Source organism: Pantoea sp. WEP (genome assembly GCF_041678305.1).
In the GTDB taxonomy this organism is placed as follows: domain Bacteria; phylum Pseudomonadota; class Gammaproteobacteria; order Enterobacterales; family Enterobacteriaceae; genus Pantoea; species Pantoea dispersa.
On the sequence record NZ_JBGNXB010000001.1, the window covers coordinates 3,171,107 to 3,193,828 of the forward strand.

24 protein-coding genes, 1 tRNA gene and 1 pseudogene are annotated in these 22,722 nt (G+C 60.4%); 10 read left to right on the forward strand and 16 right to left on the reverse strand.

Translation table 11 applies throughout. From position 1 onward, the window contains the following. The first annotated feature begins 11 nt into the window (after positions 1-11). The 4 genes from ABVR31_RS14895 to ABVR31_RS14910 all read left to right on the forward strand — a co-directional run bounded on the left by ABVR31_RS14895 (position 12) and on the right by ABVR31_RS14910 (position 2,776). A complete protein-coding gene (locus tag ABVR31_RS14895; RefSeq protein ID WP_372773325.1) occupies positions 12-1,172 on the forward strand; it encodes a pyridoxal phosphate-dependent aminotransferase in 1,161 nt (386 codons plus the stop codon). Beyond that, entirely contained in the window at positions 1,160-1,930 is a 771-nt protein-coding gene (locus ABVR31_RS14900; protein ID WP_059010998.1) for an amidohydrolase, read from the forward strand. Before ABVR31_RS14895 ends, ABVR31_RS14900 begins: the two co-directional genes overlap by 13 nt. A gap of 121 nt (positions 1,931-2,051) precedes the next feature. Continuing rightward, positions 2,052-2,363, forward strand: a complete 312-nt coding sequence (locus ABVR31_RS14905) for a type II toxin-antitoxin system HigB family toxin (protein ID WP_215480918.1) — start codon at positions 2,052-2,054, stop codon at positions 2,361-2,363. After that, on the forward strand, positions 2,360-2,776 hold the full coding sequence (locus ABVR31_RS14910) for a type II toxin-antitoxin system HigA family antitoxin (RefSeq protein WP_372773327.1): 417 nt from the start codon (positions 2,360-2,362) through the stop codon (positions 2,774-2,776). The genes ABVR31_RS14905 and ABVR31_RS14910 overlap by 4 nt, the downstream gene beginning before the upstream one ends. Positions 2,777-2,817: 41 nt before the next feature. On the opposite strand, the gene katG is transcribed toward ABVR31_RS14910, so the two are convergent. The 10 genes from katG to hpxU all read right to left on the reverse strand — a co-directional run bounded on the left by katG (position 2,818) and on the right by hpxU (position 12,528). Continuing rightward, positions 2,818-5,016 carry a catalase/peroxidase HPI gene (gene katG, locus ABVR31_RS14915; protein WP_262256383.1) on the reverse strand — a complete coding sequence of 733 codons (2,199 nt, stop codon included), beginning with the start codon at positions 5,014-5,016 and terminating at the stop codon, positions 2,818-2,820. Positions 5,017-5,310: 294 nt separating this feature from the next. After that, on the reverse strand, positions 5,311-5,646 hold the full coding sequence (uraH, locus tag ABVR31_RS14920) for a hydroxyisourate hydrolase (RefSeq protein WP_021507290.1): 336 nt from the start codon (positions 5,644-5,646) through the stop codon (positions 5,311-5,313). After that, positions 5,643-6,137 (reverse strand): 2-oxo-4-hydroxy-4-carboxy-5-ureidoimidazoline decarboxylase, encoded by a 495-nt coding sequence (gene uraD, locus ABVR31_RS14925; protein WP_058758021.1) that lies wholly within the window; start codon positions 6,135-6,137, stop codon positions 5,643-5,645. Before uraD ends, uraH begins: the two co-directional genes overlap by 4 nt. A 12-nt stretch (positions 6,138-6,149) precedes the next feature. Next, complete coding sequence (hpxK, locus tag ABVR31_RS14930; RefSeq protein ID WP_058758022.1) at positions 6,150-7,409, reverse strand: allantoate amidohydrolase; 1,260 nt, start codon at positions 7,407-7,409, stop codon at positions 6,150-6,152. Next, positions 7,406-8,641 carry an alanine--glyoxylate aminotransferase family protein gene (locus ABVR31_RS14935; RefSeq protein WP_058781166.1) on the reverse strand — a complete coding sequence of 412 codons (1,236 nt, stop codon included), beginning with the start codon at positions 8,639-8,641 and terminating at the stop codon, positions 7,406-7,408. The genes hpxK and ABVR31_RS14935 overlap by 4 nt, the downstream gene beginning before the upstream one ends. A 21-nt stretch (positions 8,642-8,662) precedes the next feature. Further along, a complete protein-coding gene (locus ABVR31_RS14940) occupies positions 8,663-9,394 on the reverse strand; it encodes an amino acid ABC transporter ATP-binding protein (RefSeq protein ID WP_021507294.1) in 732 nt (243 codons plus the stop codon). After that, positions 9,375-10,031 (reverse strand): amino acid ABC transporter permease, encoded by a 657-nt coding sequence (locus ABVR31_RS14945; RefSeq protein WP_021507295.1) that lies wholly within the window; start codon positions 10,029-10,031, stop codon positions 9,375-9,377. The genes ABVR31_RS14940 and ABVR31_RS14945 overlap by 20 nt, the downstream gene beginning before the upstream one ends. Next, complete coding sequence (locus ABVR31_RS14950; protein ID WP_021507296.1) at positions 10,028-10,696, reverse strand: amino acid ABC transporter permease; 669 nt, start codon at positions 10,694-10,696, stop codon at positions 10,028-10,030. The genes ABVR31_RS14945 and ABVR31_RS14950 overlap by 4 nt, the downstream gene beginning before the upstream one ends. A gap of 12 nt (positions 10,697-10,708) precedes the next feature. After that, positions 10,709-11,494, reverse strand: a complete 786-nt coding sequence (locus ABVR31_RS14955) for a transporter substrate-binding domain-containing protein (RefSeq protein ID WP_031279673.1) — start codon at positions 11,492-11,494, stop codon at positions 10,709-10,711. A gap of 194 nt (positions 11,495-11,688) precedes the next feature. Beyond that, positions 11,689-12,528, reverse strand: coding sequence for a MurR/RpiR family transcriptional regulator HpxU (hpxU, locus tag ABVR31_RS14960; RefSeq protein WP_021507298.1), 840 nt, complete (start codon positions 12,526-12,528; stop codon positions 11,689-11,691). Positions 12,529-12,720: 192 nt separating this feature from the next. Between hpxU and ABVR31_RS14965 the strand changes: the two genes are divergently transcribed. The 4 genes from ABVR31_RS14965 to hpxZ are packed head-to-tail and all read left to right on the forward strand — an operon-like array spanning position 12,721 to position 16,284. Then, positions 12,721-14,307, forward strand: coding sequence for a gamma-glutamyltransferase family protein (locus ABVR31_RS14965; protein WP_372773331.1), 1,587 nt, complete (start codon positions 12,721-12,723; stop codon positions 14,305-14,307). A gap of 11 nt (positions 14,308-14,318) precedes the next feature. Further along, positions 14,319-14,504, forward strand: a complete 186-nt coding sequence (gene hpxX, locus ABVR31_RS14970) for an oxalurate catabolism protein HpxX (RefSeq protein ID WP_010616983.1) — start codon at positions 14,319-14,321, stop codon at positions 14,502-14,504. Beyond that, positions 14,501-15,898 (forward strand): AtzE family amidohydrolase, encoded by a 1,398-nt coding sequence (locus tag ABVR31_RS14975; protein WP_150058541.1) that lies wholly within the window; start codon positions 14,501-14,503, stop codon positions 15,896-15,898. Before hpxX ends, ABVR31_RS14975 begins: the two co-directional genes overlap by 4 nt. A 2-nt stretch (positions 15,899-15,900) precedes the next feature. Further along, positions 15,901-16,284 carry an oxalurate catabolism protein HpxZ gene (gene hpxZ / locus ABVR31_RS14980; RefSeq protein WP_058769325.1) on the forward strand — a complete coding sequence of 128 codons (384 nt, stop codon included), beginning with the start codon at positions 15,901-15,903 and terminating at the stop codon, positions 16,282-16,284. A gap of 63 nt (positions 16,285-16,347) precedes the next feature. Here hpxZ and puuE read toward each other — a convergent pair whose 3' ends face one another. Genes puuE through ABVR31_RS14995 form a run of 3 tightly spaced genes read right to left on the reverse strand, consistent with a single transcriptional unit; the run spans position 16,348 to position 18,787 of the window. Further along, the gene (gene puuE, locus ABVR31_RS14985; protein WP_021507302.1) at positions 16,348-17,301 is read right to left on the reverse strand and encodes an allantoinase PuuE; all 954 of its coding nucleotides are present in this window, start codon (positions 17,299-17,301) and stop codon (positions 16,348-16,350) included. A gap of 35 nt (positions 17,302-17,336) precedes the next feature. Next, on the reverse strand, positions 17,337-18,068 hold the full coding sequence (hpxA, locus tag ABVR31_RS14990; protein WP_150058542.1) for an allantoin racemase: 732 nt from the start codon (positions 18,066-18,068) through the stop codon (positions 17,337-17,339). After that, on the reverse strand, positions 18,065-18,787 hold the full coding sequence (locus tag ABVR31_RS14995) for a GntR family transcriptional regulator (protein WP_058769324.1): 723 nt from the start codon (positions 18,785-18,787) through the stop codon (positions 18,065-18,067). The genes hpxA and ABVR31_RS14995 overlap by 4 nt, the downstream gene beginning before the upstream one ends. Before the next feature lie 144 nt (positions 18,788-18,931). Here ABVR31_RS14995 and ABVR31_RS15000 point away from each other — a divergent pair, with 144 nt between their 5' ends. Further along, positions 18,932-20,425, forward strand: coding sequence for an NCS1 family nucleobase:cation symporter-1 (locus ABVR31_RS15000; protein WP_021507305.1), 1,494 nt, complete (start codon positions 18,932-18,934; stop codon positions 20,423-20,425). Between the two features lie 100 nt (positions 20,426-20,525). On the opposite strand, the gene ABVR31_RS15005 is transcribed toward ABVR31_RS15000, so the two are convergent. Next, positions 20,526-20,602, reverse strand: a tRNA-Asp gene (locus ABVR31_RS15005). Between the two features lie 134 nt (positions 20,603-20,736). Beyond that, positions 20,737-21,468 (reverse strand): DNA polymerase III subunit epsilon, encoded by a 732-nt coding sequence (dnaQ, locus tag ABVR31_RS15010; protein WP_058776026.1) that lies wholly within the window; start codon positions 21,466-21,468, stop codon positions 20,737-20,739. Here dnaQ and rnhA point away from each other — a divergent pair. Next, a pseudogene (gene rnhA, locus ABVR31_RS15015) lies at positions 21,422-21,989 on the forward strand (ribonuclease HI). The gene dnaQ and the pseudogene rnhA overlap by 47 nt on opposite strands. On the opposite strand, the gene ABVR31_RS15020 reads toward rnhA, so the two are convergent. Continuing rightward, the gene (locus tag ABVR31_RS15020) at positions 21,974-22,708 is read right to left on the reverse strand and encodes a class I SAM-dependent methyltransferase (protein WP_021507307.1); all 735 of its coding nucleotides are present in this window, start codon (positions 22,706-22,708) and stop codon (positions 21,974-21,976) included. The pseudogene rnhA and the gene ABVR31_RS15020 sit on opposite strands and share 16 nt — an antisense overlap. Between the last annotated feature and the right edge of the window lie 14 nt (positions 22,709-22,722).

The following is a 22,722-nucleotide window of genomic DNA, read 5'->3' on the forward strand; positions in this document are numbered from 1 at the left end:
GGCACCCGATAATGACGCAGCCCAACCTGATCCCCGAGAGCAAACTACCGGCGCTCGGCACCACCATTTTTACCCAAATGAGCGCCCTCGCCGCCCAGCACAACGCCATCAATCTGTCACAGGGCTTTCCCGATTTTGACGGCCCGCGCTATTTGCAGCAGCGCCTGGCACATCACGTCAGCGAAGGCGCTAACCAGTACGCGCCGATGATTGGCACCCTGCCGCTGCGCGAGGCGATCGCCGATAAAACCGCAGACATGTACGGTCATCGGCCGGATATCAACAGCGACATCACCGTGACAGCGGGCGCGACCGAAGCGCTATATGCAGCGATCACCGCGCTGGTGCGGCCGGGCGACGAGGCGATCTGCTTCGATCCCAGTTACGACAGCTATGCGCCGGCGGTTCAGCTGGCTGGCGGCGTGCTGAAACGCATCGCGCTGCAGCCGCCCGCTTTTCAGGTCGACTGGCAGGCCTTCAGCAGCCTGCTCGGCGCGCGCACCCGGCTGGTGATCGTCAACACGCCGCATAATCCGTCCGCCACCGTGTGGCACGCCAGCGACTACGCCGCGCTGTGGCAGGCGATCGCCGGACAGGAAATTTATGTGCTCAGCGATGAAGTCTATGAGCACATCTGTTTCGATGAGCAGGGCCATGCCAGCGTGCTGGCACATGCCGACCTGCGTCAGCGCGCCATCGCAGTCTCATCCTTCGGCAAAACCTTTCATATGACCGGCTGGAAAGTGGGTTACTGCATCGCTCCGGCGGCGATCAGCGCCGAAATTCGCAAAGTGCATCAGTATCTCACCTTTTCAGTGAATACCCCGGCGCAGCTGGCGATTGCCGATATGCTGCGCCAGCAGCCGGACCATATTGATGCGCTGCCGGCATTCTATCGCGCCCGGCGTGACCGTCTGACGCAGGCGCTGGCCGCCAGCCGGTTTAAGGTGCTGCCCTGTGCCGGCACCTATTTCCTGCTGGTGGATTACAGCGCCATTTCCGATTTGGATGATGTCAGTTTCTGCCAGTGGTTAACCCGCGAAGTGGGCGTGGCGGCGATACCGCTGTCGGTGTTCTGCGCGGACCCTTTCCCGCACAAGCTCATTCGCCTGTGCTTTGCTAAACAGGAAGCGACGCTCGACGCCGCTGCGGAGCGTTTATGTCAGCTTTAAAACTTACCGTATTACAGGAAACCCTGAGCTGGATGGATGGCGCGGCCAACCTGCGCCATTTTGATGAGGTGCTGCAGGGCTTGACGGGCCGCGATGTCATCCTGCTGCCGGAGATGTTTACCACCGGCTTCGCCATGGAGGCGGCGGCCAGTTCGCTGCCGCAGGATCAGGTGGTAGCGTGGCTGCACGGTCATGCCAAAGCCCTGAATGCCCTGGTCGGCGGCAGCGCGGCGATTCAGAGCGACCAGGGCGCGGTAAACCGTTTCCTGCTGGTGGAGCCCGACGGCACGCTGCACCAGTACGACAAACGTCATCTGTTCCGCATGGCCAGTGAGCACCAGCACTATGTACCCGGTGAAACGCGCGAGGTGTTCCACTGGCGCGGCTGGCGTATTTTGCCGCAGATTTGCTACGACCTGCGCTTCCCGGTGTTTTCGCGCAACCAGAATGATTACGATCTGGCGCTGTACGTCGCCAACTGGCCGGCACCGCGCGCGCTGCACTGGCAGGCGCTGCTGCTGGCGCGCGCTATTGAGAATCAGGCCTATGTAGCCGGGTGTAACCGCGTCGGCAGTGACGGCAATCAGCATCAATACAGCGGCGACAGCCGGATCATCTCGCCGCAGGGTGAGATCCTCGCGGCCGCTGAACCCTTCGCCCGCGCGCGCCTCGACGCCGAGTTATCACTGGAGGCGCTGCAGGACTATCGCGAACGCTTCCCGGCCTGGCGCGACGCGGATGAATATACGCTGAAGTAATCTTTTAGCCGCATCCCTGCGATGCGGCTTCCATATTTCCTCCCGCCCTGTTGTTTCCCGTGTGGAAACATTCTATGTTGTGCGTTACAATGTTTCCACCCTGGAACAGTTCGAGGGAATGATGCACATTATCTCAAGGAAAGTGTTTAACGAAGCGACACAGAGATTTCCTAATGATGCCGCAGCGCTGGATGCCACTTACCGACTATTAAGCGGCCATGATTTTGCCGATCCACAGGCGTTAAAAGCCTGGTTTCCCAGCCTGGATCGCATGAAGTATCGGGCAAAATGGTGGGTAATTAATGTCGGCGGCAACAATCTCCGGCTGATGTTCTTTGCGGATTTTGTGGCAAAAAGAGTCTTCGTAAAGCATATCGTGACGCATGCTGAGTATGACAAGCTGGTTAAGCATTACCGGGAGAACAAAGAATGATTAGCGAAGCGATTCAGGCCTCCAACAATCTGATTAAAGCCGTGCCGCTGCTGGGCGGGAGTCAGTCCAGAGCCGATTATGAACAGGCGCTTGAACTGGTGGAATACCTGGTTGAGCATCAGCCGGGGCATCCGCTGATCGAGATGCTGGCCGTTAAAGTCGCGAAGTATGAAGAAACCGCAGCGGAATTTGCCGCGTTTAATGCACGCACTCAGGCGCTGCCGGGCGGCGTAGCGCTGCTGCGGGTGCTGATGGATCAGCACGGTCTGAATCAATCCTCTTTCGTGGCAGAAATCGGTCACCGTTCGTATGTGAATCGCATTCTGAAAGGCGAGCGCAGATTGACGGACAAGCATAAGGCGGCGCTGGCGCGACGCTTTAATCTGCCGTTTGAGGCATTTCGTGAGGTATAAGCAGGAATAAGCCGCAGCGCATGACGCTGCGGCTCAGGGGATTACAGATCGAACCGGTCGAGGTTCATCACTTTGGTCCAGGCGGCCACGAAGTCGTTAACGAACTTCTGCTTCGCATCGCTGCTGGCGTAAACTTCCGCCAGCGCGCGCAGGATGGCGTTAGAACCAAACACCAGATCGGCGCGAGTGGCGCTGTACTTCACTTCTCCGCTCTGACGATCGCGGCCTTCGAACAGCTCAGCGCTCTCATCAGTGGCGCGCCATGCGGTGCGCATATCCAGCAGATTGATGAAGAAGTCGTTGCTCAGCACGCCCACGCGATCGGTAAACACGCCGTGCGCGCTGCCGTCGAAGTTGGTGCCCAGCACGCGCAGACCACCCAGCAGTACCGTCAGCTCTGGCGCGCTCAGCGTCAGCTGTTGCGCTTTGTCCAGCAGCAGGGTTTCGGTGGAAGAACCGCCCTGTACGCGGCGATAGTTACGGAAACCATCGGCCAGCGGCTGCAGTACGTTGAATGACTCGACATCCGTCTGGTCCTGACGCGCATCCACGCGGCCCGGCGTGAACGGCACCTGCACCGCGACACCTGCCGCTGCTGCCGCCTGCTCAATCCCGACGCTGCCCGCCAGCACAATCACATCCGCCAGCGACGCTTTACCTGACTCCTGCTGAATCTTCTGCAGCACCGGCAGCACATCGCGGGTGACACTGGCGTTGACCGCCCAGCCGTTCTGCGGCGCCAGCGCCAGACGGGCACCGTTTGCCCCGCCGCGTTTATCGCCGCCACGGAAGGTGGAAGCAGACGCCCAGGCCGCAGAGACCAGCTGGCTGACGCTCAGACCCGAAGCGGCAATTTTCGCTTTCAGATCGGTGATGTCATCCGGCGTCGGCTGATGCGTGGCCTGCGGTAACGGATCCTGCCACAGCAGATCTTCCTTCGGCACTTCCGGACCGAGGTAGCGCGCTTTTGGACCCATATCGCGGTGCGTCAGTTTAAACCAGGCACGGGCGAAGGCTTCGTTGAACGCCTGCGGATCGTTGAGGAAACGACGCGAAATCTTCTCGAACTCCGGATCGAAACGCAGCGTCAGGTCGGTGACCAGCATGGTCGGCTTGCGTTTTTTCTCTGGATCGAACGGATCCGGGATAATCGCTTCGGCATCAACCGCTTCGAACTGAATCGCGCCCGCCGGGCTGTGCGTTTGTACCCACTCATATTTGAACAGGTTCTCGAAGAAGTAGTTGCTCCACTGCGTTGGGGTTTGCGTCCATACCACTTCCAGACCGGAAGTGATGGCATCGGCACCGGCACCGCTGCCGTAGCTGCTGTGCCAGCCCAGACCCTGCGCTTCCAGCGGCGAGGCTTCCGGATCGACGCCCACGTGGCTGGCCGCAGCGGCACCGTGCGTTTTACCCAGCGTGTGACCGCCGGCAATCAGCGCGACGATCTCTTCATCGTTCATGCCCATGTTGCCGAAGGTAGCGCGAATCGCCGGGGCCGCCGAGCGCGGATCGCCGCTGGCTTCCGGACCTTCCGGGTTCACGTAGATCAGGCCCATTTCCGTCGCACCGAGCGGCGCGTTTGCCAGGCTTTCCGGATGGCGGTGCGCCAGCCATTCGGTCTCATGTCCCCAGTCCACGTCCATGTCCGGTTCCCAGACATCTTCACGACCGGCACCAAAGCCAAAGGTACGGAAGCCGGCGTTTTCCAGCGACACGTTACCGGCAAGAATGTAGAGATCGGCCCAGGAAATTTTCTGACCATACTTCTGTTTCACCGGCCACAGCAGACGACGTGCTTTGTCGAGGCTGACGTTATCCGGCCAGGAGTTGAGCGGCGCAAAGCGCTGCTGGCCACGCCCGGAACCGCCACGACCGTCGATGGTGCGGTAGGTACCGGCGCTGTGCCATGCCATACGGATAAACAAGCCGATGTAGCTGCCCCAGTCGGCAGGCCACCAGGATTGCGAGTCGGTCAGCAGCGCACGAATGTCGGCTTTCAGCGCGGCGTAATCCAGCTTGCTGAACTCTTCACGGTAGTTGAAATTGTCACTGAGGGGGTTAGAACGGCTGGAATGCTGGTTTAACAGATCGACGCGCAGCATGTTTGGCCACCAGTCGCGGTTGGTGGTCCCGCTTCCGGCGCCACGCGCTAAAACGCTTTTCTCTTCCGATGCTCCATGATGAAAGGGGCATTTTCCTGAGGCGGCTGCATTATCATTATTTTCGGGCGTGCTCATTTCTCGGCTCCATTGGCTTCACGTTGTCCGGTTAAGATAACCGCACCGTGTTGCAGAATATATTTGGATGGACCGAAGGTTTTGATAGTTACTGGCTTTCAAGCGCGAGGTTTGTGATAGAGAGCACGAATTTCAGCGGGCCTGAGAGGGTATGAAGCCGGTACTGCAAGTCGCACAAGATTCGTAGCGGCGCGATTCATCGCGCAATAAATTGCGCCGCTACCAAAACGCAACCGTTGTTAAGCGGATTTACAATTTAACAGACAAGCATTGCGCCATTTATGGCGACCTGGATTAACTCCCGCGGTAGGTCGACCACGACCACGGGGAAATGAGGAACGGCAGGTGATAATGGCTGCCGGCGGAGCCAATCACAAAATCAATCTGCGCGCTGACGTACAGCGCATCACGCCCGTCGGCGGCGAAATAGTCACCGATCTCCGCGGTTAAGCGATAGTGGCCCGGCGCCAGCGGTTCAGGCGTGAGATCTTTGATGCGCCCGTCGCTGTCGGTTTCGCCCTCGGCCACTGGCAGCCATCCCTCAGGGCTGTTCTGCTCCAGCGACATCGCGACGCCAATCGCCGGTTTGCCCAGCGCGGTGTCGAGAATATGGGTAGTGATAGTGCTCATGTGATGCTCTCCTTAAGCCGTAACAGGGTAATTTCCCGCAGCTGCGCCAGTGCTTCCTGCTGCTCAGTCTCTTCATCATTGTTGAGCCTGCGCTGTAATTCCGCCAGCATCTGCTCGCCGCTGCGCCCTTTGGCGCGAATCAGAAACACCCGGCCGAAGCGCTGCTCATAGCGCTCATTACCGGCCAGCATCGCCAGTTGCAGCGCGCCGTTAGCCTGCTGCATCGCCGCCTGTTCCTGCTGCGACAGCGCGGCCTCTTTACCCGCGCCCTGCGCTTTTTCGCCGATGCGCGGATGGGCGCTCAGCGCCTGTCGCAAGGCGTCGCCCTGCCACGCCAGCGCCAGCTGTTGCGCCGTGGTGTACAGCGCCGTCAGGCTGGCGAACGGCCGCGCCGCCACCAGCGCCTGCTGCCAGGCGGGAATCGCCACGCAGTGGGCAATCGCCGCCTGCGCCTGCGCGGTGCTCGCCTGATTAAAATCGTTCAGATCCATTTCGCGGCTCCTTTAGCTGCGCGCCAGATCGCACACCGCCTGCAGATAGGCCTGTACACCGAGCGCCACATCGGCCACCTGCACCGATTCCGCCGGATGATGGCTGATACCGCGATGGTTGCGCACAAACAGCATGCCTACCGGCCAGCGCTCAGCCATCGCGATCGCGTCGTGACCGGCTCCGCTCGGCAGCGCCAGACTGCGCCCCTGCACGGTTTCTACCGCATGGCTCAGCGCCTGCTGCAGCCGCGTATCACAGGCGGTGGCCGCGATGCGATAGTACTCGTTAGCGCTGAAGCTGAGCCCGCGCCGCAGCGCGATGGCTTCCGCCTGGGTCAGCAGGCTGGAGAGCAGACGTTCCAGCGGTTCATCCTGCGGTCCGCGCACGTCCAGCGACAGCTGCACCTCGCCGGGGATAACGTTAACGGCGCCCGGCAGACAGCTCAGCGTGCCCACCGTGGCCACCAGCTGCGCATCCTGATCCTGCGTGGCCTGTTCCACAAACACCATCCACTCTGCCGCTGCTGCCAGCGCGTCTTTGCGGTGCGTCATCGGCACCGTGCCGGCATGACCGGCCTCTCCGACAAAGCGGCAGTTAAGACGGCGCGCGCCGTTTATTGCCGTTACCACACCAAGCGCCAGATCGTCCTGTTCCAGGCACGGTCCCTGCTCAATGTGCAGTTCGAGATAAGCCACAATGTCGCTCACCTCACGTGCCGCCTGCGGGATCAGCGCCGCGTCCAGGCCGAGGTCCTGCATCGCCTGCGCCACCGTAATACCGTTACCGTCCGGATGTGACACCCAGCTCTCCGGCCAGCTGCCGGTGAGGCCGCGGCTGCCAAGCAGCGTGATGCCAAAGCGCGTGCCCTCTTCATCGCCGAAGCCGACAATTTCAATCGCCAGCGGCAGGCGCTGCTGATGGTCGTGCAGCCACTGCACGGTTTCGATGGCGCTGAGCACGCCCAGCATGCCGTCGTAACGTCCGGCGTTGCGCACGGTATCAAGGTGCGAGCCGAGCAGCAGCGCCGGTGCGCCCGGCTCCGCCGCTTCATAGCGACCGCAGATATTGCCGACCGCATCCTGCCAGGTGTGCATACCTGCCGCCTGCATCCACTCAGCAACGCGCGCGTTGGCGCGCACCTGCTCCGGCGACAGATAGACGCGGGTCAGTCCCTCCTCGCTTTCACTGATTGCTGCCAGCGCGTCACAGCGCGCCATCACCCGCGCCGCCGCTGACTGCGCCTCACCGGCGCTCATCAGGCTATGACTCATGCGTGGCTCCCGTAGTGGTCCCAGGCAGCCTGCAGCGCCGCGCCCTGAGTGGTGCGGAAACCGACGTGATTCAGCACGGACTCCAGCGCGCTCAGCGTCAGCATCACGCAATCTTTGCGCGCGTTGTAGCCCATGGTGCCGATGCGCCACACTTTGCCGTGCAGCGGACCGAACGAGGTGCCGATCTCAATGCCGAAATCGTCCAGCATCAATTTGCGTACCTGGTCGCCGTTGATGCCCTGCGGGATCACCACGCCAAGCACGTTATTCATCTTGTGTCTGAGATCGCCAAAGGTTTCCAGCCCCATGCCCTGAATACCTTTCAGCAGCGCATCACCGTGCAGCTTGTGGCGCGCGATGCCGTTATCCAGCCCTTCCTGCAGGATCAGACGGGCACATTCGCGTGCGCCAAACAGCGCCGAGGTGGCTTCGGTATGATGGTTGAGCCGCTCCGGTCCCCAGTAATCCATGATCATGCCGAGATCGAAGTAGTTGGAGTAGATCATCTCGTCGACGCCATCCTGATGTGCGTCGGTGCGGATGCCCTGCTCCACGCACTTACGCTGGCGGATCACCGCTTCCATTTGCGGGCTCAGGGTGATCGGCGAGGTGCCGGACGGACCGCCGAGGCATTTCTGCATCCCGGCAGAGACCGCATCCAGCCCCCAGGCATCGGTTTCCAGCGGGTTGCCGCCCAGCGATGCGGTGGCATCGGTGTACAACAGCACGCCGTACTGGCGACAAATCGCACCGAGCTGCTCCAGCGGTTGCAGCATGGTGGTTGAGGTATCGCCCTGCACCGTCAGCAGCAGGCGCGGTTTGACTTTTTTGATCGCATCTTCGATCTGATCCGGGGTAAATACCTCGCCCCACGGCACCTCGATGGTATGGACTTCCGCGCGGCAGCGACGGGCAATTTCGCACAGCAGATGGCCGAAGCGGCCGAACACCGGCACCAGCACTTTATCGCCCGGACGAATCGCCGACAGCAGGATGGCTTCGATACCGGCGCGTGAGGTGCCATCAATCAGCAGGGTCCAGCGGTTTTCAGTGCGGAATACGCCACGGTACAGCGCCATCACCTCGTTCATATAGTGCGTCATCGCCGGATCGTACTGCCCAAGCAGCTGGCTCGACATGGCGCGCAGCACGCGCGGGTCGGCGTTGATCGGGCCCGGTCCCATCAGCAGACGCTGTGGCGGATTGATTTGCGAGAACTGGCTGATATCCATGAGGGGTTCCTTATTGTTCGGTTACAGACGCACGGTCGAAATAAACTGCTTCAGCTCGGCGGTTTGTGGGTTTGCAAACAGCGTTTTGCTGTCGCCCTGCTCCCACACGCGTCCCTGATGCATAAACACCACGCGGTCGCCCACGTCGCGGGCGAAGTTCATTTCATGGGTGACGAGAATCAGCGTCATGCCTTCGGCGGCCAGCTGCTCCAGCACTTTCAGTACTTCACCCACCAGCTCCGGATCGAGCGCCGAGGTGATTTCGTCACAGAGTAAAACTTTTGGCTGCATCGCCAGTGCACGGGCAATCGCCACGCGCTGCTGCTGACCGCCCGACAGGTTGGCCGGGTAGTAATTGAGGCGTTCGCCGAGCCCGACTTTTTCCAGCATCTGCGTGGCCAGCGTGCGGCACTCCGCCTCGCTCTTTTTCAGCACGCGGCGCGGTGCCAGCATCACGTTTTCCAGCGCGGTCATGTGCGGAAACAGGTTAAAGTTCTGAAACACCATGCCCACCGAGCGGCTGATTTCACGCGCCTGCGATTCACGATCGGTAATCGTCATGCCGCCCAGTTTAATGCTGCCTTCCTGATAGCCTTCCAGCCCGTTCATGCAGCGCAGCAGGGTACTTTTACCGGAGCCGCTGCGGCCAATAATGGAAATCACTTCGCCGTTGTCGATATCCAGATCGACCCCTTTCAGTACGTGGTTATCACCGTAGTACTTCTGGACCTGATTAATGGTGATGAGCGGCATTGAATTTTTTCTCCAGGTACTGGCTGTAACGCGACAGCGGATAACACATCAGGAAGTAACCGAGCGCCACCAGGCCAAACACCTTGAAGGGCTGATACGTCACATTGTTGAGAATGGTGCCGGCTTTGGTCAGCTCGACAAAGCCGATAATCGACGCCAGCGCGGTGCCCTTGATCACCTGCACGGCAAAGCCAACGGTCGGCGCGATGGCGATGCGGATAGCCTGCGGTGCCACCACGCGATACAGCGTCTGGCCAAAGTTCAGGCCGAGGCAGCGCGACGCTTCCCACTGCCCTTTTGGCAGCGCGCGAATGCTGCCGTACCAGATATCCAGTAAAAACGCGCTGGTATACAGCGTCAGCGCCAGCGACGCCGCCGTCCAGGGCGCGACGTCGATGCCGAACAGGCCAACGCCGAAGAAGGCAAGAAACAGCTGCATCAGCAGCGGCGTGCCCTGAAACAGCTCGGTATAACAGCGAATCAGGCGGGTGAGCCAGCGACGCTGCAGCAGACGCAGAAACAGCAGCGGCAGTGTCACCAGCGTGCCGCCGAAAAAGGCCACCAGCGACAGCAAAATCGTCCAGCGCGCCGCCAGCAGCAGGTTGCGCAGGATGTCCCAGTCAGTAAACGTTGTCATGCCGGCTGCGCTCCAAACCATTTGCGACCCAGCGCCAGCAGCAGCTGACGCATGGCAATCGACAACGCCAGATAGATCAGCGTGGTCACCAGATAAACTTCAAAACTCAAAAAGGTGCGCGACTGAATCAGGTTGGCGGCAAACGTCAGCTCTTCATAAGAGACCTGCGACACCACCGACGAGCCGAGCATCACAATGATGCACTGGCTGACCAGCGCCGGATAAATGCGCTGCAGCGAGGGCGGCAGCACCACGCGGATGAAGGTTTGCGTGCGGCTCAGCCCGAGCACGCGCCCCGCTTCCCACTGCCCGCGCGGCGTGACCTGGATACCGGCACGAATGATTTCAGTGCTGTAGGCGCCAAGGTTAATCAGCATCGCCAGCAGCGCCGCTTCACCGGCCGTCAGTTTCAGCCCGAGATTAGGCAGACCAAACACGATAAAAAACAGCTGTACCACAAACGGCGTGTTGCGAATCAGCTCGACGTAGATGCCCCACAGGCGGCTGGCCCAGCCCGGTTTGCCGCTGCGCAGCGCCGCGCCGAGAATACCCAGTCCGACACCGCCCACCGTCGCCAGCACCGTAAGCTGCACCGTGACCCACAGTCCGGCCAGCAGCTCTGGCCAGTGCGGCCAGAGATCTGCAAAGTTAAGTTGCCCAATCATTGGCCGTTCCTGTTATGCGCCGAGGTTGGCAGGCAGCGGCGCTTTCAGCCACTCTTCCGACAGCTTGTTCAGCGTGCCGTCTTTAATACCCTGCTCAATCAGTGCGTTCACTTTCTCTTTCAGCGCTGGCTCATTCTTTTTCAGGCCGATAAAGCACGGTGAATCTTTCAGCATAAACTGCGGCACCGGGGCTTTTTCCGCGTTCTGGCGCGCAATCGCCGCGACCACCAGGTTACCGGTGGCGACATACTGCACCTGACCGGAGAGATAGGCGGACAGCGTGGTGTTGTTATCTTCGTAGCGCTTCACCTGGGCATCTTTCGGGGCGACATCGCTCAGCACCATGTCCTCTACCGCACCGCGCGTTACGCCAATCGATTTACCGCTCAGCGCCGCCGCATCTTTCAGCGTCTCGCCTTTCGGGCCGAACACGCCGAGGAAGAACGGTGCGTAGGCGCGGCTGAAGTCGATCACTTTTTCGCGCTCGGCGTTTTTGCCCATGCTGGAGATCACCAGGTCGACCTTGTCGGTCTGCAGATACGGTACGCGGTTGGCACTGGTCACCGGCACCAGCTGCAACTTCAGTTTCATCTGCTTCGCGAGGTATTTCGCCATGTCGATGTCATAGCCCTGCGGCTGCAAATCGGTACCGACCGAGCCAAACGGCGGGAAGTCCTGCGGCACCGCCACGCGAATCACGCCACGCTTCTGGATATCCTGCAGCTGATCGGCCATGGCGCTGCCTGCCTGCGCCAGCAGCAATGCTGCCCCTGCTACTGCCAGTAATACTTTGTTCATTATGCACCCCGGTGAGTTAATGGTGAAACAAAAGATTCTTGATAAATTGATTTGCAACTAATGTGCCAACCACAACGGGCAGCAAACGCAGCGGCTAAGCGGAGGATTTAAGGCGATTAAGGGCGCATCTTAACGGGGAGCACCCCGTTAGCAGACGCGATCAAAAAAGGTGCAAAGCACCAAAACGGTGCCCTTTAGCGGTGTTCCAGCTCGTCGAGCTGCTGGTAAAGATCGGCAATTTGATGAATGCGCTGACGCCCCTGCGACAGCATTTCGTGCAGTAGCGCGTTGGCCAGCAGGTTGATCAGGCTCATTGCCGAGGCGTAGCTGTCAAAGGCGGAAACGCTGTCGAGCGGTGCGCACAGCTGCCAGCGCGCCAGGGTGAGAATGCCCTGCGCCTGCGGTTCGCACAGCACCAGCACCGGGATGCCGCTCTGCTGCAGCTGCTGCATCAGTGGACGAATGATGCGTGGCCGGCGGCGAAACGCCATCACCACCACCACATCTTCCGGCGTCATGTCCACCAGCTCTTCGCCCAGCGTCTGGCCTGGCTGCGGCAACACCTGCACCTGAGCGCGCGCCTGCAGCAGCTGCTGACGCAGGTGCAGCGCCACCGGATACGCGTTGCGCATCCCAATGATGAACACCCGCCGTGCGGCGCCAAGCGCGGCAATCACCTCGCTAAACTGCCGGGCGTCAATGCTGTTGACCCACTGCGTCAGGTTCGCCATCTCCTGCTTGTAATGACGTGACAGCAGCGTGTTGCCCTGCACCGCATCGCGGTTATCGGTCAGCGGCATTCCGCTCTGGCGCAGGGTGCGCAGCTCATCACGCATGTCTTTGTATTTTTCATAGCCGAGGCGTTTGAACAGCCGGCTTACCGTGGCCTTTGATACGCCGCTGAGCCGCGCCAGCTCAGCGCTGTTATAGCTAATCAGATCATCAAAGTGGTCAAACACAAAGTCAGCAATGCGCTGCTCCTGCGGCGACAGTTGCGGATAGTGACTGCGAAGGCGTTCATCGAGCTGTTTCATCATCGGTCCTGTAACTTTCGTTTCATCACAAGCTAGCATAAATCGATCCAGGCTGGCGTAACACCAAAACTGGAACGGCTCTTGCTTTACCATTAGTACAGACTGGTAGCGGCGCAATTTGTTGCGCTTGTTTTCCCTATCCAGCGCGCCAAATCGCGCCGCTACCAAAGAATAATCCGGGAACAGTTCATTATGATTCAAAGCAATATGGCCCCGATGGGCATGGCGGTGACGCCACATCACCTTGCCAGCGAAAGCGCACTGGCGGTTCTGCGTGAAGGCGGCAACGCGCTGGAAGCCATGGTGGCCGCCGCGGCGACCATTGCGGTGGTCTATCCGCACATGAATGGCCTCGGCGGCGACGGCTTCTGGCTGGTGGTGCCGCCCGGCGGCGATCCGATTGCTATCGATGCCAGCGGCGCCGCCGGCTCGCTGGCGCACCCCGACTTCTATCACGGTGAGAGCCATATTCCGCATCGCGGCCCTAAAGCGGCACTGACGGTTGCCGGCACCGTCAGCGGCTGGCAGGAAGCGCTGACGCTGGCGCACGAACTGGGCGCGACGCCGCTGCCGCTGAGCCGTTTGCTGCGCGATGCGATTCGCTATGCGGCCGATGGCATTCCGGTCACCGCCTCCCAGGCGGCAGCGACGGCGGCAAAACAGCATGAGCTGCAACATCAGCCCGGTTTTGCTGCCACCTTTCTGCCTGATGGCGCACCGCCTGCCGCCGGCAGTCGTTTTACCCAGCCGGCGCTGGCGCAGACGCTGAGCGTGCTGAGCGAGCAAGGGCTGGAGAGCTTTTATCGCGGTGAGCTGGCGCACCATCTGGCGCGCGAAATGGGCGCGCTCGGCATGCCGATTACGCTGGACGATTTACACCGGCAGCGCGCCCGGCGCTGCACGCCGCTGCACCTCGCGCACAGCGAAGGCGATATCTGGAACATGACGCCGCCAACGCAGGGGCTGGTGTCGCTGGCGATCCTCGGGATCACCGATCGTCTGGCGATGACCAACGCCAGTGAAGCGCAGACGGTGCACCGCATCGTTGAAGCCACCAAACAGGCCTTTGCCCTGCGCGATCAACACATCACCGATCCGCGTCACATGGCGATTGATGTGCAGTCACTGCTGAATGCCGATCATCTCGGCACGCTGGCCGCGCAGGTGCGGGACGATCGCGCCGCGCCCTGGGGCACCGGACGCGGACCGGGCGATACCGTGTGGATGGGGGTGATGGACAGCAGCGGCCTGGCGGTCTCCTTTATCCAGAGCATTTACCACGAATTTGGCAGCGGCGTCGTGCTGCCCGGCACCGGTATTACCTGGCAAAACCGTGGCGCGGCGTTCAGCCTGCAGCCGGATCACCTGCTGACGCTGGCACCGGGCAAACAGCCGTTCCATACGCTCAATCCAGCGGCGGCGCGCCTGAAGGATGGCCGCACGCTGGTGTACGGCTCAATGGGCGGTGATGGCCAGCCGCAAACCCAGGCAGCGATCTTTACCCGCTATGTCATTCAGAGCCAGCCGCTGCAGCAGGCGGTCAGCGCACCGCGCTGGCTACTTGGCCGCACGTGGGGCCAATCCTCGGACTCCCTCAAGCTGGAGGCGCGCATCGCGCCTGAAACCGTGCAGCAACTGCGCGCGCTCGGTCATGAGGTCGAACTGCTGGCTGAATACAGTGAAGTGGTGGGCCACGCTGGCGCCATCGTCAGACACAACAATGGCATGCTGGAAGGCGCGTTTGATCCTCGCAGCAACGGCAGCGCTGCCGGTTTTTAACGGAGACAATCATGAGTGCACAACCGGACTGGGCAACCTATATCGCCCAAATGGAACAGATTCTGGCGCTGGAGCTGGACGACACGCGCCGCGCCGAACTGCTGACGCAGTTTAACCGTATCGCCGCGATGGCGCAGCCGCTGATGGCGCTGCCGCTGGACGATCGCCTGGAAGTGGCGGGAGTGTTTCATCCATGACGCTGGCAGCCTTATCGATTAGCCAGCTGCAGCAGGCACTGGCGCAGGGCGATCTCAGCGCGCGCGACATCGCACAGCAGACGCTGGCCGCCATTGAACAGCATAACCCGGCCATCAACGCCTGGACCGCCGTCACCGCGCAGCGCATGCTGCGGGAAGCCGATCGGCTGGATCAGCAGCGTCAGCGCGGCGAGCCGCTGCCGGCGCTGGCTGGCATTCCCTATGCGGTAAAAAACCTGTTTGACGTCGCCGGTCACAGCACGCTTGCCGGTGCCAGCCTGTTCAGCGAGCGACCGGTGGCACAGCAGGATGCGTGGGCGGTCTCTCAGCTGCAGCAGAGCGGCGCGCTGCTCTCCGGCATGCTGAATATGGACGCCTACGCCTACGGCTTTACCACCGAGAACACCCATTATGGTGCCACCCGCAACCCGCGCGATCTGTCGCGCGTGGCCGGCGGTTCATCTGGCGGTTCCGCGGCAGCCGTCGCTGCCGGGCTGGTGCACTTTTCACTCGGCACCGACACCAACGGCTCGATTCGCGTGCCTGCTTCGCTGTGCGGCATTTTCGGCCTGAAACCTACCTTTGGTCGTCTGTCGCGCAGCGGCAGCCATCCGTTTGTCGCCAGCCTCGATCACATCGGTCCGTTTGCCCGCTCGGTGGAAGATTTGAGTCTGGTCTACGATGCGCTGCAGGGCGGCGACGCCAGCGATGCGTTTCAGGCGGCGCGCCCTGCGGAACCGGTCAGTGACAGGCTCTCTGCAGGCAGCGAAAAGCTGCGCAGCGCGGTACTGGGCGGCTTTTTTGCTGACTGGTGCAGCGATGAGGCGCGCGCGGCGGTGACGGTAGCGGCCAGCGCGCTCGGCGCGACAGAAGAAGTGACGCTGCCCCAGGCCGAACTGGCGCGCTCGGCCGCGTTTATCATGACCGCCGCGGAAGGCGGCAATCATTATCTGCCAGCGCTGCGCACCCAGCCAGAACGCTTTGAGCCGAATTCACGCGAACGCCTGCTGGCTGGCGCGATGCTGCCCGCCGCGTGGTATGTGCAGGCCCAGCGTTTCCGCCGTCACTTCCAGCAGCAGGTGCTGCCGCTGTTCGACCATTATGATGTGCTGATCGCCCCGGCCACGCCCTGTACCGCCACCACCATCGGCCAGGAAACCATCCACATCAACGGTCAGGATTTGCCGACACGCGCCAGCATGGGCATGCTGACGCAGCCGATTTCGTTCCTCGGCCTGCCGGTGTGTAGCGTACCGCTGCTCACCGCCAGCGGCTTACCAATTGGCCTGCAGCTGATTGCCGCGCCGTTTAACGAACAGCTGGCGCTGCGCGCCGCCTGGGCACTGCAGCAGCAGGGTGTGACGCTGCCACAAACCTCTTTTATGGATGCCTGAAGATGACACCTGAACATATCGATCGTCCGGCGATACTGGCTGAAGTCACCGCCGCGTTTTACCGCTACGAGCAGGCGCTGGTGAGCAATGATGTCGCCGTGCTGGACGAGTTGTTCTGGCACGATGCGCGTACGGTGCGACTCGGTGCCGGAGAGAATCTGTACGGGATTGACGAGATTCGCGCCTTTCGCGCGGCGCGTCCGTCAAAGGGGCTCGATCGCACGCTGCGCAATACGGTCATCACCACTTTTGGCGATGACTATGCGGTGTGCAGCACCGAGTTCACCCGCGAGGGCGTAGAAAAGATCGGCCGTCAGCAGCAGACCTGGGTACGGCTGCCGTGCGGCTGGCGCATCGTGGCAGCGCAGGTGAGTTTGATGAGCTGAGCGGACGCGAGTGTTGCCCTCTCCTGGCAAGAGAGGGCACACATCAGTGAAAGGTAAGGCCGCTCAGGCAGCCGGATGCGTCTTCATCCAGTGATCGGCAATCTGCTGACGCGTGCACACCCACACCTTGTCGTGCTGCTGAATATGGTCGAGGAAACGCTGCAGCGCGCGGAATTTCCCCGGACGCCCCAGCAGACGGCAGTGCATGCCAATCGACATCATCTTCGGCGCCGTCGCGCCCTCTTCATACAGTACATCAAAGGTATCGCGCAGATAGGTATAGAACTGCTCGGCGGTGTTGAATCCCTGCGGCGTGGCGAAGCGCATATCGTTGCACTCCAGCGTATAGGGAATGATCAGATGCGGCTTCACCGTGCCGTCCTGACAGGTGACCTGCGTCCAGAACGGCAGATCGTCACCGTAGTAATCGCTGTCGTAGCTGAAGCCGCCCTGCTCGACCACCAGCCGCCGCGTATTGGGGCTGTCGCGCCCGGTATACCAGCCGGTGGGTGCTTTACCGAATAGCTCGGTGAGCACGTCCACTGCCTGCTGCATGTGCTGACGCTCGGTTTTGGCATCCATCCCCTGATAGTGAATCCAGCGCCAGCCGTGGCTGACCACATCGTAATCGGCGGCTTTGATGGCCTCGACAATCTGCGGGTGCCGCGCCAGCGCCATCGCGACGCCAAAGATGGTCAGCGGCAGGCCGCGCTGCTGAAACTCCTGATGGATGCGCCAGAAACCGGCACGCGAGCCGTACTCATACAGGGAATCCATCGACATGTGGCGATCGGCATAGCTGGCGGCACCGATGATGTCGGAGAGAAACTGCTCAGAGCCCGCGTCACCGTGCAGCACATTGTTTTCAGCGCCCTCTTCATAATTGAGCACGAACTGCACCGCCACCCGCGCCTCACCCGGCCACTGCGCGTGCGGCGGCTGGCCCGCATAGCCAATCAGATCGCGCGGATAATTTTTGTTGAAGCTGTACTCTTTCTTTTCAGATACATCACTCATTCTGCAAGTTCCTGTCATCAGTCCTCAACCAGCCCTTAGTTTAGGTGCTGAAATGCCGCGCTGAGCGGTTTTTTAATCGGGTAAGCCAGATCGCCGTGTTTGCTGGTACCAAAGCCCAGCGCCAGTAATGACTCGACCATTTTCACCGCCGCACTGACGCCATCAATCACCGGCAGGCCCAGTTCTTTAGTCAGATCCTGCGCCAGCGACGCCATGCCGCCGCAGCCCAGCACAATCGCCCCGCTGCCATCTTCACGTTTCGCCTGCAGACAGCGCTCACGCACTTTCTCCTGCGCGACGCCGCTGCCGTCCTCAAGCGCCAGCACCGGCAGGTCAATGGCGTGCAGCGCGGCACAGTGATGGCTGAATCCGTATTGCTGCAGCAGATGGCGGGCGATCACCAGCGTGCGCGGCAGCGTGGTGACAATCGAAAAGCGCGTCGCCACCAGCGTCGCGGTGTGCATCGCCGCTTCGGCAATGCCAATCACCGGTCCGCTCGCCAGTTCGCGCGCCGCCAGCAGTCCCGGATCGCCAAAGCAGGCGATGATGTGGCCGCTGACGCCCTGCTCTTTGCCGCGTTTTACCTGTTCCAGCACGCCCACCGCGGCAATCGCTTCATCAAAGTGCCCTTCAATGGAGGGCACGCCCTCGCTCGGGCACACCGCCAGAATCTCCGTGCCAGGCGCGGCCACGGCGCGTGCCGCTGCGCCGATGGTCGCCGTCATGGCGGCGCTGGTATTCGGGTTGATCACCTGGATCAGGCTCATGATGCCGCTCCTTTATGACCGGCAAATAACCGGGTGAAATCAGGCAGGGTTTCGCCGCTGCGTTCAAAGTGCAGGCTGGCGACGATATGTTCGAAGTGATGCTGCAGCGCCGTGGTTAACGCCGGCAGATCGTTTTGCCGCAGCAGATCCACCAGCCGATCGTGATGATCGCAACGACAGCCGCGCTGCCAGGGGGCACCGTAAGCGGCGATCACCAGTGAGGAGCGCTGCGTCAGGCGCGTCACCATGTCAGTCAGCACCTGGTTGCCGGAAATCGCCTGCAGTTGGATATGAAAAGCCGCAGACAGACGGATGGCGGCGGCCCCGTCGTGCTGCTGGTGCGCCTGCTGCTCGTCGGCAATTAAGCCACTCAGCGCGGCGAGATGCGGCGGCTGCAGATGCGCCAGCACCGCCGGCAGATTGGCGCACTCCAGCAGGCTACGCGTGGCGAAGATGTCGCGCGCTTCCTCCACGCCCGGCGTCGCCACCTGTGCACCACGTCTGGGCGACAGGGTGATCATTTGCACCGCCGCGAGGCGCTGCAGCACCTTACGAATGCCGGTACGGCTGACGCCAAACACCTCCGACAGCGCCTCTTCCGGCAATTTGCTGCCCGGCGGCAGCTGGTGCTCCACGATGGCGTTCAGCAACGCCTGATAGATAGGTTCGTCTCTGTCATTCAGATCGGCAGCCGTTTTCAGGCCTGTTTCACTCTTCATTACCCGCTCCGGCAAGTGACTGTATGCAGACATCGTATACGTGAAATTCATTTTTTGTATACAAGAAATCAATTCTGGCCTGGATCCTGCAATACCGTTTCACGCTGTCATTATTTTTCCATGAAGTTAAGAGGAGCAGGTTTCATGCCAAATCATTCTGAAGTGACCTCTGCGGTGGCCTCTGAAGCCAACGCCCATTACAGCCCGCGTCTGTGTAACGACGACCTGGCGCCGACCCGCAACCAGAGCTGGTCGTGGTACAACATTTTTTCGTTCTGGATGTCGGACGTGCACAGCATGGGCGGCTATGTGGTGGCGGCCAGCTTCTTCACCCTCGGTCTGGCCAGCTGGCAGGTGCTGCTGTGTCTGCTGGTGGGAATTTGCATCGTGCAGCTGTGCGCTAACCTGGTAGCAAAGCCGAGCCAGATGGCCGGCGTGCCTTATGCAGTGATTTCGCGTCAGGCATTTGGCGTGTTCGGGGCCAACATCCCGGCGGTGATTCGCGGGCTGATCGCCTTCGCCTGGTACGGCATTCAGACCTATCTGGCGGCGAATGCGCTGATGCTGGTGCTGCTGAAGTTCTACCCGTCGTTAAGCAGCATGACGCAGAGCAGCTGGCTCGGCCTGTCGCAGCTTGGCTGGTGCTGTTTCGGCGTCATGTGGCTGCTGCAGGCGATGGTGTTCTGGCACGGCATGAGCGCGATCAAACGCTTTATCGATATCGCCGGTCCGGCGGTCTACGTGGTGATGGTGGCGCTGGCGGGCTGGATTGTATACAAAACCGGTTTTGACGGTATCTCCTTCACCCTCGCCAGTAAATCACTGAGCGCGGGCGAGCAAACCTGGCAGATGATCACCGCGACCGCGCTGGTGGTCTCTTATTTCTCCGGTCCGCTGCTCAACTTTGGTGACTTCTCGCGCTACGGCAAAAGCATGGGTGAGATTCGCCGCGGCAACCGCTGGGGCCTGCCGTTCAACTTCCTGCTGTTTTCGATTGTGACCGTGGTCATTGTCTCGGGTACTCAGTCGCTGTTTGGCAAAATGATCACCGACCCGATCGAAACCGTGAGCATGGTAGGCAACGATGTGGCGGTCGCTATCGGGCTGCTGACTATGATTACCGCCACCATCGGCATCAATATCGTGGCGAACTTCGTTTCGCCAGCATTTGATTTCTCTAACTGCTCACCGCAGAAGATCAGCTTCCGCGCCGGTGGCATGATTGCCGCCGTGGGTTCAGTGCTGTTGACGCCGTGGAATCTGTTCCAGTCGCCGGAGCTGATTCACTACACGCTGGATGTGCTGGGATCGTTTATCGGGCCACTGTTTGGCATTCTGATCGCCGATTTCTACCTGATCAAACGCAGCAAGGTGTACGTTGATGACCTGTTCAACGATACGCCAAAAGGCCGCTACTGGTATCGCGGCGGTTTCAATCCGAAAGCGATTGCTGCACTGCTGCCTTCCGTTGGCATTTGTCTGGTGATTAGCTTTATTCCGTCCCTGCACGCGGTGGCAAACTTCAGCTGGTTCATCGGCGTGGCGCTGGGCGCTGGCTGCTACCGCTGGCTGGCGCGCGCCGAACGTGAGGTGCCGCAAGCCACCTATCGTGCGGAAGTGGCGGTACAGAAGGATTAATGTGCTGGTGGTCGCCATGAATGGCGACCGTACGCCAGATGGGTATGATTTAGAAAAGCAAAAAGCCGATGCATTGCTGCATCGGCTTCTTTAAAGAGATTGGCGGAACGGACGGGGCTCGAACCCGCGACCCCCTGCGTGACAGGCAGGTATTCTAACCAACTGAACTACCGCTCCGCGCTTTGTTCCCCGTCGGGAACGAGGCGCATATTAATGGCAGCCTCATCCCTCGTCAACGCTTTTTGCAGGGGAATCTCTCGTTTGCCGGTTTTTTCAGCTTAACGACGCTTTTCCACGCAAAATCAGCGGTTTCAGGCACGCCACAGGCAGCTGCCGCCCTTCTTTTGCACCAGATCGAGCCGGCTCTCATGCGCCATTATCTCTTCATCGCTGGCGCTAACCACGCGCAGGCCGGCGCCCGGACGAACGATGCGCTGTATATGCTCACCTGCCACCTGATTGCTCTGCTCGCCTTCCATTGAAAACGCCAGCGAGGTCTGGCCGCCGGTCATGGTGAGGAACACTTCGGCCAGAATCTCGGCATCAAGCAAAGCGCCGTGCAACGTACGTTTGCTGTTATCGATCTCGAAACGGTTACACAGCGCATCCAGGCTGTTGCGCTTGCCCGGGAACATTTTACGCGCCATCGCCAGGCTATCGGTGATCTGACAGAAGGTTTCTGTCTTGCCGATGTCGCGCTGCAGCATGGCAAATTCGTAATCCATAAAGCCGATGTCGAACGAAGCGTTATGGATCACCAGCTCCGCGCCGCGAATGTAATCGAGGAATTCGTCGGCGATTTGCGCAAAGGTCGGTTTATCGGCGAGGAATTCATCGGCAATACCGTGTACGCCGAACGCTTCCGGATCCACCAGCCGATCGGGCTTGAGATACATATGGAAGTTGTTGCCGGTCAGGCGACGGTTGATCACCTCAACCGCACCGATTTCAATGATGCGATGTCCTTCGTAATGCACCCCGATCATGTTCATGCCGGTGGTTTCGGTATCGAGGACGATCTGGCGGTTATTTGCAGTGCTCATAGGACTCGTTTTATGTCAGACTTGGCGTTTTGTCAGAAGGAAGTCTACCAGAGATGCGCAAACAGGTAGAAATATTCACCGATGGATCCTGCCTGGGCAATCCCGGTCCCGGCGGCTACGGCGCCATTCTTCGCTACCGCCAGCACGAGAAATTATTCAGCGCCGGCTACCGCCTTACTACCAATAATCGCATGGAGCTGATGGCAGCCATTGTGGCACTGGAAGCGCTGACCCAGCCGTGTGACGTGGTGCTCAGCACCGACAGCCAGTACGTGCGCCAGGGGATCACCAGCTGGATTCACAACTGGAAAAAGCGCGGCTGGAAAACCGCAGAAAAGAAGCCGGTGAAGAACGTTGATCTGTGGCAGCGACTCGACGCGGCGCTCAGTACCCATAAGATTCAGTGGGAGTGGGTAAAAGGCCATGCCGGTCATCCGGAGAACGAACGCTGTGATGAACTGGCACGCAGCGCTGCCGGCAATCCTTCCCTCGACGATATTGGCTATCAGGTTGAGTCCTGATCGCTGGCTTCACGAAACTGCCGCGTGGCATTGACCGCTGGCCGTAACTGGGTTTTGCCGGGCATCATCTTCACTTTGCCCGGCGTCAGCGGGAAGGTGCGCTTACGCGCAACCACGATATTCAGACAGCCCAGCGCCGGCAGGTGCGTGCTGATCATCTTGCCGCCCTGGCGGTGCCACGGCACCACCTGAAAGCGCGTACGATACACCACTTCATAATTGAGTAAGCTCAGCCAGTCGAGCAGGCGCACCTGGCTGAACATCCGTCCACTCCACGGTGCGCGGCGCTGTAATCCGGGCAGGCCTTTACTGATGCCCAGCAGGCTGAACGGATTGAAGCCGCTGATAATCATCCAGCCGTCATCAATCAGTACGCGATCCACTTCGCGCAGTACGCGGTGCGGATCCTGGCTCCAGGCCAGCGTGTGCGCCAGCAGACAGGCATCAATCGATTTGGCTTCAAACGGCAACTGCGTTGCGCTGGCGATGACGTGCAGCCCATCGCCCTCATCGCCCACATTAACCTGATGCGATATGGCACACTGGCGGGTATTGATTTCTGCGCTGAGGCTGCCAATTTTAAGCATATGAAAGCCGTACAGCTTGCCGAGATACGGTTGCAGTTGCTGGGTTAACGCGTCGCGGAAATAGTCGCCCCAGGGCATATCCTGCCAGGAGCGCGGCGCAGTCAGGATTTGGCGTGTTTTCGCTGGCTTCATGCTCTACCATTTTC

Excerpts from the sequence above, each read along its gene's own strand:
- ABVR31_RS14895 (WP_372773325.1), top strand. The coding sequence starts at position 12 with ATGACGCAGCCCAACCTGATCCCCGAGAGCAAACTACCGGCGCTCGGC.
- ABVR31_RS14905 (WP_215480918.1), top strand. The coding sequence starts at position 2,052 with ATGCACATTATCTCAAGGAAAGTGTTTAACGAAGCGACACAGAGATTT.
- ABVR31_RS14910 (WP_372773327.1), top strand. The coding sequence starts at position 2,360 with ATGATTAGCGAAGCGATTCAGGCCTCCAACAATCTGATTAAAGCCGTG.
- ABVR31_RS14965 (WP_372773331.1), top strand. The coding sequence starts at position 12,721 with ATGATTCAAAGCAATATGGCCCCGATGGGCATGGCGGTGACGCCACAT.
- hpxA (WP_150058542.1), bottom strand. The coding sequence starts at position 18,068 with ATGAGCCTGATCCAGGTGATCAACCCGAATACCAGCGCCGCCATGACG.
- katG (WP_262256383.1), bottom strand. The coding sequence starts at position 5,016 with ATGAGCACGCCCGAAAATAATGATAATGCAGCCGCCTCAGGAAAATGC.
- ABVR31_RS15000 (WP_021507305.1), top strand. The coding sequence starts at position 18,932 with ATGCCAAATCATTCTGAAGTGACCTCTGCGGTGGCCTCTGAAGCCAAC.
- hpxK (WP_058758022.1), bottom strand. The coding sequence starts at position 7,409 with ATGAGTCATAGCCTGATGAGCGCCGGTGAGGCGCAGTCAGCGGCGGCG.
- uraH (WP_021507290.1), bottom strand. The coding sequence starts at position 5,646 with ATGAGCACTATCACTACCCATATTCTCGACACCGCGCTGGGCAAACCG.
- hpxX (WP_010616983.1), top strand. The coding sequence starts at position 14,319 with ATGAGTGCACAACCGGACTGGGCAACCTATATCGCCCAAATGGAACAG.
- hpxU (WP_021507298.1), bottom strand. The coding sequence starts at position 12,528 with ATGAAACAGCTCGATGAACGCCTTCGCAGTCACTATCCGCAACTGTCG.
- ABVR31_RS14935 (WP_058781166.1), bottom strand. The coding sequence starts at position 8,641 with ATGGATATCAGCCAGTTCTCGCAAATCAATCCGCCACAGCGTCTGCTG.
- hpxZ (WP_058769325.1), top strand. The coding sequence starts at position 15,901 with ATGACACCTGAACATATCGATCGTCCGGCGATACTGGCTGAAGTCACC.
- ABVR31_RS14995 (WP_058769324.1), bottom strand. The coding sequence starts at position 18,787 with ATGAAGAGTGAAACAGGCCTGAAAACGGCTGCCGATCTGAATGACAGA.
- puuE (WP_021507302.1), bottom strand. The coding sequence starts at position 17,301 with ATGAGTGATGTATCTGAAAAGAAAGAGTACAGCTTCAACAAAAATTAT.
- ABVR31_RS14945 (WP_021507295.1), bottom strand. The coding sequence starts at position 10,031 with ATGACAACGTTTACTGACTGGGACATCCTGCGCAACCTGCTGCTGGCG.
- dnaQ (WP_058776026.1), bottom strand. The coding sequence starts at position 21,468 with ATGAGCACTGCAAATAACCGCCAGATCGTCCTCGATACCGAAACCACC.
- ABVR31_RS15020 (WP_021507307.1), bottom strand. The coding sequence starts at position 22,708 with ATGAAGCCAGCGAAAACACGCCAAATCCTGACTGCGCCGCGCTCCTGG.
- ABVR31_RS14900 (WP_059010998.1), top strand. The coding sequence starts at position 1,160 with ATGTCAGCTTTAAAACTTACCGTATTACAGGAAACCCTGAGCTGGATG.
- ABVR31_RS14950 (WP_021507296.1), bottom strand. The coding sequence starts at position 10,696 with ATGATTGGGCAACTTAACTTTGCAGATCTCTGGCCGCACTGGCCAGAG.
- ABVR31_RS14940 (WP_021507294.1), bottom strand. The coding sequence starts at position 9,394 with ATGCCGCTCATCACCATTAATCAGGTCCAGAAGTACTACGGTGATAAC.
- ABVR31_RS14975 (WP_150058541.1), top strand. The coding sequence starts at position 14,501 with ATGACGCTGGCAGCCTTATCGATTAGCCAGCTGCAGCAGGCACTGGCG.
- ABVR31_RS14955 (WP_031279673.1), bottom strand. The coding sequence starts at position 11,494 with ATGAACAAAGTATTACTGGCAGTAGCAGGGGCAGCATTGCTGCTGGCG.
- uraD (WP_058758021.1), bottom strand. The coding sequence starts at position 6,137 with ATGGATCTGAACGATTTTAATCAGGCGAGCACCGCGCAGGCGCAGGCG.